We start from the raw sequence: 13,796 nt of genomic DNA on the forward strand, positions 1-13,796 counted from the left end.
GGTGCCTCGTGGCGGACGTGGACATGAGTCAGGTCGACCGGCTGGCGCGGGACCTCGAGGCGGTGCCCGCCGAGACGCTGCCGAAGTTCAAGAAGGTCGTCGAAAAAGGCGCGGTGAATATCAAGCAAGGGATGCGCGCTGACGCGACCGGGCACCGGACCTACCCGTACTTCTTCCGGTCGATCAACTACGACATCAAAGATCAGGGTCTCGGCGCGGAGATCGGGCCGGACAAGGACATGATCCAGGGCGACCTGGGGAACCTGCTCTACTTTGGCCGGTCGAAAACCGCGCCTGTGCTCGACATCAACGGGCCGCTGCACAAGGAAACCCCGCGGTTCGAGGGCGCGATTGGCGACGTCGCCGAGGACATCCTGTGACCGGCCCGGTCGCGGCGCACCACGCCGCGATCCTTGGCCTCCTGCAGGGCGGTTCGCCGTCGTTCACCGTCTACGACGGCCAAGTCCCCGACCAGCCCGCGTTCCCGTACGCGGTGCTGTACATGGACACCGGGATCGACGACGAAACCAAACTGAGCCGGATCCCGGACAAGGCGGTGTTCCGGTTCCAGGTCACCTCCGTGGGGCTCACTGCGGCGTCCGCGCTCGTCGTCGTCGACCAAACCCGGGCCCGCGTGCTCGGCGTCCGCGCGGCCGTGGCGCAGCGCGCGCTCAACCCGATCCGGAAAGAAACCAGCCTCCCGGTGCGCGAAGACCGGGACGTCACCGACACCGCGACCAAACGCCACCCGATGTTCGCGGTCGACACCTACGTATTCGAGTCCTGGAAGGACTGATCATGGCAACCATCGTGCAGGTACAGGCGAAGCTCGCCGGGGCCGTGCTCACCTCGACGGCTGCGACCGCGGGCCCGGACAAGGTCCAGCCCGGCGACGGCGGCGGCAAGGTCTACGTGCTCGTGCAGAACGGCGGCGCGTCCGCGATCACCGTGTCCGTCGCGGACCCGGGCAAAACCAAGTACCAGCAGCAGAACCCGGCTGTCCCGTCCGTGTCGGTCCCGGCCGCGGTGCTCGGCCCGATCGAGCCCGACCTCAAGCAGAGCGACGGGTTCGTCAACCTCACCGCGTCCGCGACGACGTCGGTGTCCTTCTACGCATTCCGGGGCTGATCGACATGAGCGAACTCGTCCGCGCCAAGCACGAAACCACCGGCCACGTCGCCGCGCTGCCCGCCGGCGCGCTCGAACTCGGCATGTGCCCCGGCTGGGTCCAGGTCGACGGCCCGGTGCCGTCCGGCCCGAAGGTCGCGCTCGACCTCGACCCGGCGATCAGGGCAGCGGTGGAGCAGCGGGCCGCCGAGCTGGCCGCCGTGAACGCCGACGGTGAAACACCGCCGGGCAGCAGCAAGTCCGCCGACACCAAGTCGGCCGAGAAGAAGGAGTAACCCGTCATGGCCGACATGCTGAGCGACGGCAACAACAAAGTCACCTTCGTTCCCGTGCTCGCGAACATCGCCGCGCCGACCGTGGCCGAGCTGACCGGCGGCACGTCGCTGGAATGCTTGATCATGGCCGATGGCCTCGACATCAGCACCGACGAGGCGGCGATCACCGCGTCGAAGCTGTGCGACACCATCGACGCCGAGCAGCCGGGCCGCGCGAAAACCACGATCAAGCTGACGTGCGTCCGCAAGGACGTCCCGGCCGAGGACATCGCCTGGACGCTGCTTCAGCGCGGGCTCACCGGCTACCTCGCGGTGCGCCGCGGAATCCCGGTCGCGACCGGCTACGCCACCGGGCAGAAGGTCGAGGTGTACCCGGTGAAGGCCGGCGTGCGGCGGCCGGTGAAGCCGGAAGCGAACGGCGTCGAGAAGTTCGAGAGCCAGCTGTACAACACGGCTGCGTCGAACCTCGACGCAGCCGTCGCCTGAGACCCCGGGCCGCCCGGTCCTCGACTCCCGGGCGGCCCGGCCTATTCCTTCCCGAGTCGAGAAAGCCCTTTTGAGTCGAGGAGACCACTGTGGACATCGATGCCTTGCTCGCTGCCGCGAAACTGCCCGAGGAAACCGTGCCGTTGTGCCTGCGGCCGGATCTGCGGCGGCGGTTCGAGGAACTCGACGGCGAACTGCTGCTGGCGAAGACCGAGCGGACCACGATGGCGCCGACCGACCGCGAGCACCAGTTGGCGGCCGAGATCAAGGAACTCGAGGCCGAGATCGCGGAGCACAGCCTGCAGGTGCGGATGCGTGGGCTCAAGCACGGGCCGTGGGTGGAACTCATGGCCGCGCACCCGCCGCGCGCGGACAACGCGGCCGACGCGAACATGGGCGTGAACGTGGAATCGTTCGTGCCCGCGCTGATCCGCGCCGAGATGGTCGAGCCGGAGATGAGCGACGCGCAGTTCGAGAAGCTGCTCGACGTCATCACCGACCGCCAGTACAACGAGCTGGCGAACGCGGCGTGGATGCTCGGTCGCGAATACCGGGACGCCCCGGTTTTCAGCCGGGCCGCGTCGCTGGTGATTCCCGACTCCGGCGAAACATCGCGGCAGCCGTCCGACTCGGGATCTCGCCCAGCCGGTTCGCGGGCGAAGAAACCCAAGAGCTGACCGAGCACCACTACGACGACGCGGGGCGTCTGGTCCGGTCGGTCACCACCCGCACTCCGGAGTGGACAGACACGGACCGGTCGATGGTCCTGGCCTACCTGGAATACGAGGCGCTCGTCTGCGCCGGATGCGGCGGCTATCTCCCGGAAACGACGCATGCGGACCACGAGGGCGGCTATGTCGCCGGGGCCCCGCATCGCTGTCATCGCTGCACCGCGATCGAGAAACAACGCGAGGACTACGAGGACGCGCCGCACCGATCCGCATTGGTGGTGTGGCCCGCAGAGCTGAGGAGGCGGAATGGCTGACCGGACCGTCTCGGTCGCTTTGCGACTGCAGATCGCCGACTACGTCGCGAACGCGCGTCTCGCGGGCAAGTCGACGCGAGACCTTGAAGCCGCCGGCCGGGACCTCCGGAAAGCCCTCGACGAGGAGGACGACGCCCTCGGCCGCGTTCGCGTGTCCGAGGCGAAGCTCGAGGAAATCAGGAAGAGCGGCAAAGCCAGCGTCGCGCAGCTGGCGGCAGCCGAGGAAGAACACACCTCCAACCTGCGCAAGGCCGAGGCCGCGACGATCCGCACGCGGGAAGCGACCGAACGCTACATCAAGGCGCAGAAGGAATCCGCCGACGAGGTAGACAACTCGGGGAAGCGGGTCGAGCAGTCCCTGTCCCGTGTCGCGAACCGGGCCAACGCGATGTTCGACGCGAAGATGTTCCTCGGGTTGTCGGTCGGGCTGCCCGCGGCTGCCGCGATCGGCGCGGCCGGGGCGACCGCGGCGCTGCTGGTGGCCGCCGGCGGTTTCGCGGCGATCGGCATCTGGGCTGCGTCGAGCAACCAGCAAGTCCAGGACCAGTTCAGCGACCTGACCCGGCATGTCCAGGCCGACGTGCAGGAGATGGCGAAACCGATCACTGGTGAGCTGACCGGCGCTATCGACGACATGGCGCAGGGCTGGGACGCCGTGAAGCCCGCGGTCCAGGCTGCTGTTCGCGGCTCGGCGCCGGCCGTGCGCGAGCTGACCGGGGCCGCGGTCGACTTCGCCGAGAACGCGATGCCCGGCATCGTCGACGCGGTCTACGCGGCCGAACCCGCGATCGAGGGGTTCCGCGACCTCGCGGGCCAGACCGGGCAGGGGCTGGGCGATTTCTTCCACAACGCCGCGAAAGGCAGCGAGGACGCCGGGCTCGCGATGCGGGACCTCGGCGGCATCACACGCGACCTGCTCGGCCAGTCCGGGACGCTGTTCGCGAACCTGGCAGCCGGTGCGCATCAGACGCTGCCGCAGTTCGGTGGAGCCCTGCACCAGGTGCTCGGCGTCGCGAACGACATCACCTCGCACGGCATGCCGACCCTGGTGTCGACGACCAGCGCGTTCCTCGGCACCGTCGGCGGCGGCCTGAACCTGGTCGACGCCTTCGCATCCGGGCTCGGGGCCTGGTCGGCACCGCTCGGGTCTGCGGGCGGCTCTCTGTTGGCGACGAATTCGATAGCGAAATTGTTCGGGACCTCGCTGGGGGAAACCGGGTTCGGGCTGGCCGCGTTCTCGACGAAGATCGACGATGCTGGGAACAAGACGAGCCCGTTCCGGGAAGCCCTCGACCGAGCGGACAAGGAGGGCAACAGCAAGTTCAAGGCCGGGCTGAAGTCGATCGTCTCCGGCGGGTTCAACCCTCTCGGCGTCGCCATGGTCGCCGGCGGTCTGCTGCTCGACGCTTGGGGCCAGAAGTCGCAGGATGCGGCGAAGAAAGCCGCCGAATTCGCGGCGACCGTCGGCGATATCAAAGGCACCCTGTCCGCCACCGGCGCGATCACCCAGAACACCCGCGTGATGGCAGCGAACACCATCGCGACCAAACAGCTTGGCGTATCGCAGAAAACCGGTTCCGACCTGATGTCGGAGTACGGCATCAACGCCCAGCTCGCCACCGACGCGATGACCGGCAACAAGTCCGCGCTGGACAGCGTCACCGGGTCGCTCGAGCGGAACGTCAGCTCGGTACTGGCGGGGAAGCTGTCGCAGGAGGATTTCGCTACCGCGCAGAAGGTCGGACTCACAGCGTCCGACCTCACGACCCTGGCGCTCGGCAAGCAGGCGCACGGGTTCAAGGACCTCGGCGACGCGATCGCCCAATACCAGGACAAGGGGGCCGCTGGCGTCCAAGGGACGCTGGAGGTCCTCTCCGTGCTGGGCAAGGTGAACACCGCGACGCAGGGACAGCGGGATCTGGCCACTGCGATCCGCGACCAGGCCGCGGCGACGGCCGAGGCGCAACGGCAGATGCGGCAGCTCGGCAACGCGACCACGTTCACCGGCGGAACCCTCCGGCTCTCTGCCGCGGATGCCGCCGTGATGTCCGGCGCGCTCTCCGCGGTCGGCGACGCGACCAAGGGTGTCGGGGATCAGGGCAGCGCGCTGCTCACTGTGCTGGACCAACTGTCGGGCAAGACGAACACGTTGTCGGCTGCCCAGGCGCAGTCGACAAAAGCGTTCGACGACGCCGACAAAGCGATCAAGAACATCAAGGACTCCGGCAAGAAGCTAAAGGGGTCCTTCCAGGACTTGGTCTCCGGCGACGGCGGGATCAACGGGCTCACCGCCGCGGGTGCGAACCTGCAAGGCATCTTCGGGACGTTGTCGCAGGCGATGGGCACCGAGACCGCGGCGGCGTTCGCGCAGTCGCAAGCGGCTGGTGACGCTCTGAATGTCTCGTTCGGCAAGGTCGGCGGCGTGGTGGGGCGGACCCGGGACAAGTTCATCGAAGCCGCCCGCGCCGCGGGTCTCACCAAGGAACAGGCCGGCGATCTCGCGAACAAGCTCGGCCTCGTGCCCGAACAGGTGGAGGTGCAATTCGCCGCGAAGGGCGACACGCAGCTGCAGGCGCGGTTGGTTGGTCTCATCGCTGATCTGAACAAGGTCGGCGAGGGCAAGTCGATCTCGATCACTGCCGATGACAAGGTCGCCGCGCAGGCGTTACGCGACCTCGGAAAGCAGGTTGTGCAGCTTCCTGACGGCAGCTTCAAGGTGTTCGCGGACACCAAGGAAGGCAAGGCCGCGGCCGACAAGCTGCGGCAGGAAATCAATGACTCCCACCCGGTCGTGAACGTCAATTCCAACACGAACCAGGCCACGAGCAAGGTCGTTCAGTGGATGGAGCGCACGAACGGCACGTGGGGAATGACCTCGACCGACAGCCGTATCGACCCAGCCACCGGCAAGGTGCAGGCGTGGATGCGGCAGGCCAACGGCACGTGGGGTTGGACCACGCTGGACTCCAACCGCAATCCGGCCAACGGTCAGGTTTCCGCGTGGGTGCAGTTCGCCAACGGCAAGTGGGGCTGGGTGAACCTCGGCGCGCTGACCGGAGCCGCGAACAGCCAGATCGACGCGTTCGTCGCTGACCAGAGCCGTCGGGTGATCCGGATCGGTGTCACCACCTATACCGTGGACGGCGTCGGTGCTTCGACGAGCCGGGCGTACGGTCCGCGCGCCGAGGGCGGCATCGACGTCCCGCGCGGCGTTGTGCCGATGGCCGCGGGTGGCGTGATCCCGCACATCCCGAACATCGCCACTGTGGTGCCGCCGGGCATGGAACGCCTCATCGGCGACAACAAGCGGGTCGCGGAGGCGTTCATTCCGCTCGACCCTTCCTCTGCGAGATCACGCGCGATCTTGGCCGAGGCGAACCGTCGCATGGGAAACACGGTGCAACAGCAGATCCTTGCGGGGTCGGCGTCGGTACAGCGGTTCGCGCCGCGGATCGTGATCCAGCAACCGGCCGCGCCCGCGCGGCGCGGCGGGGATGTTCCGCCGGTGACGATCCACACGGCCGAGGCGGACCCGCACCGGATCGCGGCGATGGTGTCGAGCCAGCTCGCGTGGATTCTGCGGTGAGGGGGCTTTCGTGGTGCTGACCGACACGATGCAGGAGACCTACACGATCGGGACGTGGGCGGCCGGCGGCACCGACGATGCCGGGTGCCGCTGGTCGGTCCCGACCACGGATCTGCGCAACGGCACCGGTCGCAAAACCCACATCACCGAACGACCCTTTGGCACCGGGGCCTACCGGTCCCGGTCCTATCTGGCCGGTCGGTCGATGTCGCTGCAGGGCTGGTGCATGCCGACCGTTGAGCCGTCGTGGCCGCTGCTCGTCGCGGCGCGCAGGCGGTTCATGGGCCTGTTCCCCGAGGGTTCGCAGCAGCTGCTCGTGGTCGACGACGGGGTGCTGCCGCGGCAGATCACGGTCGAGCTGGCCGAGGCCGGCCGGAAGTGGGATTGGTGGCCTGCCAACGGCGGCGCGGATTGGCAGCTCGACCTGTACGCCGCGGACCCGCGGTGGCTGTCGACGGTGGAACGGTCGGCGTCGGCGACGCTGGCCACGGTTGCCGCTGACGGTCTCGATTGGGAAAACGGCGGTCTCGACTGGGGCAACGGGGGGCTCGACTGGGGATCGAGCTCCGGCAACAACATCCTCACCATGGTCAACGACGGCAGCGCCACAGCTTGGCCGCTGCTGACGATCACGACGCCGTCGACCTTGCAGAACCCGACGATCACCGACCCGATCACCGGCGGGTTGCTCGCCTACACCGGGACGATCGCGGCCGGCCAGACGCTGCGGATCGACTGCAGCCCGTTCTCCGCGACGCCGGTGACGCTCGACGGTATCGACCGCACGGGCGCGCTCGGCTCCTCGCGCTTCATCAGCATTCCGCCCGGCTCGACGCGGGCGGTCCAGTTCACCGGCGTCGGCGCGGGCACGGTCGTGGCCACCTGGCGCGACGCCGACGAATAAGAAAGGGGGCCCAGGATGACCACGAACGCGTCCGGTACCGGGTTCTGGACCCAAATGCCGCGCAGCAACGTCGCCCGCTGGGGTCGCGCACTGCTGCAGAGCTTGTTCCTGGGAGGGTCGACGACCTCGGCGATGTCGGCCAACCGGTCCGGGGTGCTCAGCACCGCGTCGGACGGCACGCAGGCGTTCGACCTGCAGGTGAAGGTTGTGTCGGGGCTGACGATGTCGGTGCAGCCCGGGACTGCGATCCTGTCCCGCCCGGGGCAGGGTCCGTACCTGGGGTGGCTGCTGCCGCCCGCAGTGAATGTCACGTGCGACCCGGCACCGGCGACCAACCCGCGCAACGACTTGGTGGTGCTGCGGATCTACGACTCGACGCTCGGCGACACCGTGCCGCCGGAGGGCCCGGTCGCGATCCAGGTCATCACTGGGACGCCGGGCGCGACCCCGGTGGATCCGCTGTCGTGGGACGCGACCGGCGCGGTCACCGACTGGTCTACCGCGCCGGTGGCGTCGCAGCGCGCGGGCGGCGGTGTCGGGATCGTGCTGGCGCGGGCGCAGGTCTCGACCGGCGGCGTGATCACGCTGACCGACCGGCGCCGCAGCACCGCCCCGATAGGCGCGGTGCGGGTCTTGCTGCCCGGCGACAGCCTTACCGATCCGGGCATCATGCCCGGCGACCTGTCCTGGTACAACCGGCTGCGGGTGTGGGACGGCACCGCCTGGCGCGGCTTACAGAACATGCGGTTTCCGCGTATCGCGGCGACCGGGTCGGGTGCCAACGCGTCGTTCACCGGGGCGATGAACACGAGCTACCCCCTGGCGTCCGTGGCGATCCCCGACCCCGGCTATTCGTACCGGATCAAGGTGTCCGGCTCGATTTTCCTGTCCGGGATGAGCAACAGCAGCGGCGGCGTCTCGCACCAGTTCGGGGCGATGGTCGACAGCCAGACACTGATCGGGCCGTCTGGCGCGCCGTCCGCGGCCACCGTCGGATCGATGTTCGTGGGCCAGACCAACGGCACCTTCGCGAACCCCAATTTCGAGCGCACGAACCCGACCGTCTACACGGGAGCGCACACCGTGTACCTGATCCTCCTGCTCGGATCCCAAGGCCCGGCGACCTGGGGGCCGCTCAACGCGCGGTCCGACTACGAGTTCTCGGTGGAAGCGGTGCCGGCGTGACCGCGCCCGCCGAACGCGAATACGCCGCGGTCGCCTACGACACCGTCACCGGCAAGGTCGCAAGCGATCTCGACCTCGCCGCCGAGCCGGAATGGGCGGCGCAGATCAACGACGCCGGCTCGTGGAAGATCACGGTGCCGATCGACGGTGGCGAGCGCACCCGGCAGGTGCGCGAGTGGTGCGTCCCGGACAAGACGTCGGTGGCGATCCTGCGCGGCGACCAGGTGTGTCAGGCGGGGCCGATCACGCCCTACGAGCCGTCGTCGGACGAGGCCCTGTTCACGGTGTCCGGCAAGGGAATCTGGGACATTCTCGACCGGAGGGTGCTGCACAATGCGGCGTGGAACCCGGCGGCCGGGCAGAAGCTGACCGATCCGGCCGCGGACGTGAACCTGACGGGAACGCTCTGGCGCATCGCCCGGGAGATCGTGAACCACCAGATCAACATGTCCTATATCGCGGGCTCGAATCTGCCGATCGACCTGCCGGACATCGACCCGGCCGGGACGAACACCCGCACCTACCACGGCTATGACATCGCCCCAGGCGGGCAACGGCTGCGCGAGCTGACCCAGGTCGACGGCGGGCCGGACGTGCTTTTCCAGCCCTACCTCACGACCGTGAATGGGGTCCGTTACATCCGGCACCGGATGCTCATCGGCAGCCCGTACCTGGTGCAGCCGGGCGTGGATCTGCGGTTCTTCTACCGGCGCACGCTGCCGAACTTGGCGACGCCGGGCGGTGTCCGGTCGACCGCGACCCGAGCGATCGTCAAGGGCAGCGGGAACGAAGCGGGCCAGCTCTACGGGATGGCAAGCGCGACGGAGCTGATCTCGGCCGGATGGCCGCTGACCGATGACATCAACACCAGCCACACCGACGCGAGCGTTCAGTCCACTCTGGACGCTTGGGCGGTCGCGAACCTTTCCCTCGCGTCCGGGCAGGCCCAGCAGTGGCAGGCCACAGTCCTGGCCGACTCGGACCCGGTCCTCAGTTCCTACCTCCCGGGTCACTTCGTCACCTACTCGGTGACCGATCACATCTGGCTTCCGGACGGCGAGTACCGGTGGCGGCTGATCGGGACGTCGCGCGGCCCCAGTACCCCGCGCGACCGAGTCGACCACCAGCTGCAGGCCGTCCGAGCCGATTAGGAGGTGCGCCGTGGTCGCGAACGACCCGACCGAACGCCCGGGCAGCGCCGACTTCATCGCGAACAAACTGCGCGACCTGCAGCAACAGATCGACGCGTTGACGCGGCAGACCAAGTTCCCGTTCTCCATCGGCCACAGCGGAGTGGCGGACTTCGAGATCCTGCCCGATCCGGACGACCCGGGCGGCGGTGCCAAGGTCCGCATCCTGAACGGCGCGGGGCAGCCGATATTCGAGACGTACTACTCGACGATCTACAACGGAAAAGCCGCGCGGATGCTCGACCTGGCCGGCACCACCATGTGGTCACTGGACGAGAGCGCCGGATACGGGCTGTCCAATCCCGGCATGTCGATCGTCATGGGCGGGCAAGCCCGGTGGAGCTTCGCCGGCTCGACCACGGTCGACACCGCGCAGGTGGTGGCTGACGGATACGGCGGCGCTTTCAACCCAGCGTTGTGGGTCGGCGCCGAACTCAACCTCGAAAACAGCACCCTGGCGAGCACCTTCAACCTCTGGGTCGAGGTTCTGCTGGCGGGGTCCGTCATCGCCTCGTCCTCGACGGACGTGCAGTCCGTGGCAGCGAACACGACCAGCATCAGGAGCATCAGCAAGATGCTGCTGCTCCCGCAGTCAGCGATGCAGAAAACCATCGAAGTCCGCATCCGGATGTGGAACTCCACTGGCGGCAACGCCTTCTCGCAAGCCTTCCCCCGGCAGTGCCAGGGGATCTCCAAGGCCTTTTACGACGTCAACCCGGCCTATCACTGATGCCGCAACGAAACATGTCCGTCCACTGTGTACGAAAGGGGGCGGGCCTTGACAACCGCCGATGACGACTTCCGCTATCTGTTCGGGCGACTCGAAACGAAGATCGACGCCATGGACGAGAAGCTCGACCACACGGCCGAGAAGCTAGGCCGCCACGAGGAACGCATCCTCGCCGTCGAGCGCGACGTGCGCGACCTGAAGGTAGCGCGCACCGCGGACCAGCAGCAGACCACCAACGGCGTGAGCGGCATGAGGATCGCCGTCGTGTCGGCGCTGATCGCAGCCGGGTTCGGCGGGCTGTTCCTGCTGATCCAGATCCTCACCCACGCCAACTGATCGGAAGGCACGACCGATGGCTCGATGGGCCGACTATTCCGCCGGACGACCGGCTGGGGACGCACTGCGCCGGGCCGGGTTCTCCGGTGTGATCCGCTACATCGGGCTCGGCAGCGAGGGCAAACAGCTCGTCGCGTCCGAGTACCGGGACCTGGTCGCCACGTTCGGCGCGGCCAACGTGCTGCTCGTCGCCGAGGCCGGCACCGGCGACGCATGGGGGACCGAGACCGACGACGACTACGCCCGCGGCGTGGCCTACGGCCGGATCGCGCTCGCCGACGCACGGGCGCAGGGCGTGCCGGATTGGGTCGGGCTGGCGTGCGCGGCCGACGCGCACGCGCAAGCGTTCCAGCTCGACGACGTGGTCCGCTACGCCAGCGGTTTCCGCGACGTGGTCGGGCAATCCCGGTGCGGGTTCTACGGCTTCTCCGAAACCCTTGCCGCGGTGCGCCGGGCCGGGATCGGTTCCTGGTACTGGCGCTGCGGGTCCGAGCCGACCCAGGCCGAGAAGCAGTGGGTGAACTTCTGGCAGCGCAACCGCGATCCCCAGCGGATCACCGTCGCCGGCGTCCCGTGCGACATCAACGAGGTCTACCGCATCCCCAACACTTCCACGGAGGAAGACGACATGAGCGCTGAAGCCGAACGGCAGATCGGCGAGATCTACCGGAGCGTTTCCCGGGTCTACGCCGAGACGGGCCGTGACTGGGTCGAGGCCCTGATCATGATCCTGAAGCTGCTTCCCTACCCGGTCGACACCAAGGCCATCCTCGCTCGGGGCGGCCACTCGGCGGGCGACCTGGTCAATGCTGACCACAGCACGTGGGAGACGCTGCACTTCACGCTGCTGCCCCTGGTGCAGCAGCAGAAGGCCCAGCTCGACCTGATGAACACTGCGATCGCCGCGATGGCTGCCAACTCGGAGATCACGCCGGAGCGGATGCAGCAGATGCTGGACGAAGCGGCGTCCAAGATCAAGATCACGATCGACGTCGCACAAGCCACGGCCCCGCCCGCCCAAAATCCCGCGTCCAGCACCGTCCAGGTCAGCGGAGCCGCCCAGTGAGCGGCCAGCACGCCGAACCGATCGGCGCACCCTCCTTCTGGCAACGGCTCGCCGCGTTAGCGGGGCGCTACCGCAAGGGGCTTGCTGCGGCGTGGGGTTACCTCACGGTCCCGGCCGTCGTCGGGATCGTCGCGCTGGCCGGCGTCCAGATCGACGGGGAGACCGCGGCCTGGATCATCGCGGTCGGGTCCGCGGTGCTCGGCACCGGCGCGGTCGTCAAGACCAAACCGAACGACCCCCCTCCGCCAGCAACCGAATAGCCGCTGGCTGCAGGCGAACGACGAGGGCCCCGCGCATCTGCGCGGGGCCCTCGATTCGCGTCGTGGAGTCAGGGGCGAACGGTGCAGTCGATGCCGTCGGCCCTCGGTGTTGCCGAGGCGATCAGCTCGCCGTCTCGATAGATCTTGCAGCTGTTCAGCTTGTCGACGCCGTCGACGGCCCACCCTCGTCCGCCAGTGACCGATACGGAGATCATCTGCGACCCGGTAGGGCTTGAGGCAGTGAATTCGATGGTCTTCTCGCCGACCAGTGGCGTGGCCGGCGGGACGCCGCCGACGATCTTCTTGCCGTTCTGGTCGACGGTTGCGTCGAGGTCACCGGTGTCATTGCGCATGAAGGTGAACGTAGAGCCGGTTTCGCCTGCGAGCTCAACGCGATACGCATGGCTTTCGGCAGTTCCACTCGCTTGCTGCAAGCTAGCGAAGGCCAGTACAGCAGCCACCGCGACGAGGGCCGCGGCACCGAGCGCTAGTAGCACTGGTCTGCTGCGCAGAACCGATCGAGCCCCCAGAGCCCCGCTCATCTCGACTCCCGATTGTCGGCTATGTCCACCGATTGTTCGCGGTGAACACCCCTGGTGTTACAGGGAACGCGGATCACTGCCAGCGATCGGGAGAATGGATGGACGGCAGCCCTCCCAGGAAGAAGGGGAAAGAGGAAGGCTGCCGCCCGCGCACCCCGCCTGTCGGGGTGCACCCGGTGCCGCGGCGTGTCGGGGGCAATCCGTCGCGGCGACCGGTGGATCAAGTGGTGCGGCGTAGCGTCATCGGCGGCCCATGTGCGAGCCGGGAGCAGTGACCCCGCGGCGCGGATAGCGCTGGTTGACGTAGCGAACCCAGTCGTCCGTGCTCGCCTCCGGTCCGGGTTCGGTGGGTTCGGGTTTCTGCTCCGGTGCTTCGGAGCTCACGGTGCCGTCTGGATCGAGACTTCGGCTGGTCATCGGTTGCCCAACCCGGTGCAGCTGCGGCACCATTCGGCGTTCGCGAACCCGGTGAAGTCGATCTCGCCGCGCTCGTGGCGTTCCGGGTAGGGGGTATTGCCGGAGCACCACGGAATCAGCCACCGCATACCAGGGTCGGCCAGTTCGCGTTTCCAGTAGCGGTGCACGGTCCGCCGGTACGACGCGGTCGGATCGGCGTGCACGCGCAAGACGAGATCCGACGTGCGCGCCGGATGCGGCGCGCGTTGCACGGCACCGGTCACCGCGGCCACGTCCTCGGCGGGCAGCTGGCCGCAGAGGGTCCCCATCACGCGCCTCCCTGTTTACGCAGATCGTCGAAGGACCACTGCAAGTTCTGGATCACGCGACCGCCTGCAGCGGGCGGGATTGCTGCACTGGGTCCGGCGACCGAGGGGTTATCGACAGCCAGCACCACGGTGTTCTGGCCGGCGACATTGGTGGTGATTCCCGTCGTGATCGTGACGGGCCGTCCGGTGGTGTCGACAGTGCTGACTCGTCGTTCGTTGCGCCATCCCCGTTTCACGAGAAGTGAGCATGGCGGAGCCTTCCACAACTATCAATAGAATCTGTAGAATCCTTGCACGATTACATACTTTCGGAGTAGGTGATCGCTACGGGGTGTTACCGAATGCGGATATTTGGGCCACTGGGTGGAGCTGTGGCGAAGCTGATCATCTGTGCAATT

The 13,796-nt window shown here is 67.9% G+C and carries 19 protein-coding genes; 15 read left to right on the forward strand and 4 right to left on the reverse strand.

Going from position 1 to position 13,796, the window contains the following annotated elements:
• Window positions 1-8 precede the first annotated feature (8 nt).
• The 15 genes from H5411_RS34890 to H5411_RS34960 all read left to right on the forward strand — a co-directional run bounded on the left by H5411_RS34890 (window position 9) and on the right by H5411_RS34960 (window position 12,131).
• Window positions 9-380: a hypothetical protein gene (locus H5411_RS34890; RefSeq protein WP_183126273.1), complete on the forward strand. Its 372-nt coding sequence runs from the start codon at window positions 9-11 to the stop codon at window positions 378-380.
• A complete protein-coding gene (locus H5411_RS34895) occupies window positions 377-796 on the forward strand; it encodes a hypothetical protein (protein ID WP_183126274.1) in 420 nt (139 codons plus the stop codon). The genes H5411_RS34890 and H5411_RS34895 overlap by 4 nt, the downstream gene beginning before the upstream one ends.
• Before the next feature lie 2 nt (window positions 797-798).
• Window positions 799-1,128, forward strand: coding sequence for a hypothetical protein (locus H5411_RS34900; RefSeq protein WP_183126275.1), 330 nt, complete (start codon window positions 799-801; stop codon window positions 1,126-1,128).
• Window positions 1,129-1,133: 5 nt separating this feature from the next.
• Window positions 1,134-1,403: a hypothetical protein gene (locus H5411_RS34905; protein WP_183126276.1), complete on the forward strand. Its 270-nt coding sequence runs from the start codon at window positions 1,134-1,136 to the stop codon at window positions 1,401-1,403.
• A 6-nt stretch (window positions 1,404-1,409) separates the two neighbouring features.
• On the forward strand, window positions 1,410-1,889 hold the full coding sequence (locus H5411_RS34910; RefSeq protein ID WP_183126277.1) for a phage tail tube protein: 480 nt from the start codon (window positions 1,410-1,412) through the stop codon (window positions 1,887-1,889).
• A gap of 89 nt (window positions 1,890-1,978) precedes the next feature.
• On the forward strand, window positions 1,979-2,566 hold the full coding sequence (locus tag H5411_RS34915; protein WP_183126278.1) for a hypothetical protein: 588 nt from the start codon (window positions 1,979-1,981) through the stop codon (window positions 2,564-2,566).
• 83 nt (window positions 2,567-2,649) lie between these two features.
• Entirely contained in the window at window positions 2,650-2,874 is a 225-nt protein-coding gene (locus tag H5411_RS34920; protein ID WP_183126279.1) for a hypothetical protein, read from the forward strand.
• On the forward strand, window positions 2,867-6,460 hold the full coding sequence (locus H5411_RS34925; RefSeq protein ID WP_183126280.1) for a hypothetical protein: 3,594 nt from the start codon (window positions 2,867-2,869) through the stop codon (window positions 6,458-6,460). The genes H5411_RS34920 and H5411_RS34925 overlap by 8 nt, the downstream gene beginning before the upstream one ends.
• Before the next feature lie 10 nt (window positions 6,461-6,470).
• The gene (locus H5411_RS34930; protein ID WP_183126281.1) at window positions 6,471-7,364 is read left to right on the forward strand and encodes a phage distal tail protein; all 894 of its coding nucleotides are present in this window, start codon (window positions 6,471-6,473) and stop codon (window positions 7,362-7,364) included.
• Window positions 7,365-7,379: 15 nt separating this feature from the next.
• Window positions 7,380-8,549: a hypothetical protein gene (locus H5411_RS34935; RefSeq protein WP_183126282.1), complete on the forward strand. Its 1,170-nt coding sequence runs from the start codon at window positions 7,380-7,382 to the stop codon at window positions 8,547-8,549.
• Window positions 8,546-9,700, forward strand: a complete 1,155-nt coding sequence (locus H5411_RS34940; RefSeq protein WP_183126283.1) for a hypothetical protein — start codon at window positions 8,546-8,548, stop codon at window positions 9,698-9,700. Before H5411_RS34935 ends, H5411_RS34940 begins: the two co-directional genes overlap by 4 nt.
• Before the next feature lie 10 nt (window positions 9,701-9,710).
• Complete coding sequence (locus H5411_RS34945) at window positions 9,711-10,469, forward strand: hypothetical protein (protein WP_183126284.1); 759 nt, start codon at window positions 9,711-9,713, stop codon at window positions 10,467-10,469.
• Between the two features lie 48 nt (window positions 10,470-10,517).
• Entirely contained in the window at window positions 10,518-10,805 is a 288-nt protein-coding gene (locus H5411_RS34950) for a hypothetical protein (protein ID WP_183126285.1), read from the forward strand.
• Between the two features lie 16 nt (window positions 10,806-10,821).
• The gene (locus H5411_RS34955) at window positions 10,822-11,871 is read left to right on the forward strand and encodes a glycoside hydrolase domain-containing protein (protein ID WP_183126286.1); all 1,050 of its coding nucleotides are present in this window, start codon (window positions 10,822-10,824) and stop codon (window positions 11,869-11,871) included.
• Complete coding sequence (locus H5411_RS34960) at window positions 11,868-12,131, forward strand: hypothetical protein (protein ID WP_183126287.1); 264 nt, start codon at window positions 11,868-11,870, stop codon at window positions 12,129-12,131. Before H5411_RS34955 ends, H5411_RS34960 begins: the two co-directional genes overlap by 4 nt.
• A 68-nt stretch (window positions 12,132-12,199) precedes the next feature.
• Here the strand turns inward: H5411_RS34960 and H5411_RS34965 are convergent, their stop codons facing one another.
• The 4 genes from H5411_RS34965 to H5411_RS34980 form a co-directional block, all read right to left on the reverse strand.
• The gene (locus tag H5411_RS34965; RefSeq protein WP_183126288.1) at window positions 12,200-12,484 is read right to left on the reverse strand and encodes a hypothetical protein; all 285 of its coding nucleotides are present in this window, start codon (window positions 12,482-12,484) and stop codon (window positions 12,200-12,202) included.
• A gap of 429 nt (window positions 12,485-12,913) precedes the next feature.
• Window positions 12,914-13,090, reverse strand: a complete 177-nt coding sequence (locus H5411_RS34970) for a hypothetical protein (RefSeq protein ID WP_183126289.1) — start codon at window positions 13,088-13,090, stop codon at window positions 12,914-12,916.
• Window positions 13,087-13,398, reverse strand: coding sequence for a hypothetical protein (locus tag H5411_RS34975; protein WP_183126290.1), 312 nt, complete (start codon window positions 13,396-13,398; stop codon window positions 13,087-13,089). The genes H5411_RS34970 and H5411_RS34975 overlap by 4 nt, the downstream gene beginning before the upstream one ends.
• Entirely contained in the window at window positions 13,398-13,634 is a 237-nt protein-coding gene (locus H5411_RS34980; protein ID WP_183126291.1) for a hypothetical protein, read from the reverse strand. The genes H5411_RS34975 and H5411_RS34980 overlap by 1 nt, the downstream gene beginning before the upstream one ends.
• Window positions 13,635-13,796 lie beyond the last annotated feature (162 nt).

The sequence above is a fragment of the Amycolatopsis echigonensis genome (assembly GCF_014174495.1).
Lineage (GTDB): Bacteria > Actinomycetota > Actinomycetes > Mycobacteriales > Pseudonocardiaceae > Amycolatopsis > Amycolatopsis echigonensis.

What these genes read in the sequence shown, in the direction of transcription:
- H5411_RS34920 (WP_183126279.1), top strand. Translation starts at nt 2,650, where the DNA reads ATGGTCCTGGCCTACCTGGAATACGAGGCGCTCGTCTGCGCCGGATGC.
- H5411_RS34935 (WP_183126282.1), top strand. Translation starts at nt 7,380, where the DNA reads ATGACCACGAACGCGTCCGGTACCGGGTTCTGGACCCAAATGCCGCGC.
- H5411_RS34975 (WP_183126290.1), bottom strand. Translation starts at nt 13,398, where the DNA reads ATGGGGACCCTCTGCGGCCAGCTGCCCGCCGAGGACGTGGCCGCGGTG.
- H5411_RS34965 (WP_183126288.1), bottom strand. Translation starts at nt 12,484, where the DNA reads ATGCGCAATGACACCGGTGACCTCGACGCAACCGTCGACCAGAACGGC.
- H5411_RS34955 (WP_183126286.1), top strand. Translation starts at nt 10,822, where the DNA reads ATGGCTCGATGGGCCGACTATTCCGCCGGACGACCGGCTGGGGACGCA.
- H5411_RS34970 (WP_183126289.1), bottom strand. Translation starts at nt 13,090, where the DNA reads ATGACCAGCCGAAGTCTCGATCCAGACGGCACCGTGAGCTCCGAAGCA.
- H5411_RS34925 (WP_183126280.1), top strand. Translation starts at nt 2,867, where the DNA reads ATGGCTGACCGGACCGTCTCGGTCGCTTTGCGACTGCAGATCGCCGAC.
- H5411_RS34905 (WP_183126276.1), top strand. Translation starts at nt 1,134, where the DNA reads ATGAGCGAACTCGTCCGCGCCAAGCACGAAACCACCGGCCACGTCGCC.
- H5411_RS34910 (WP_183126277.1), top strand. Translation starts at nt 1,410, where the DNA reads ATGGCCGACATGCTGAGCGACGGCAACAACAAAGTCACCTTCGTTCCC.
- H5411_RS34900 (WP_183126275.1), top strand. Translation starts at nt 799, where the DNA reads ATGGCAACCATCGTGCAGGTACAGGCGAAGCTCGCCGGGGCCGTGCTC.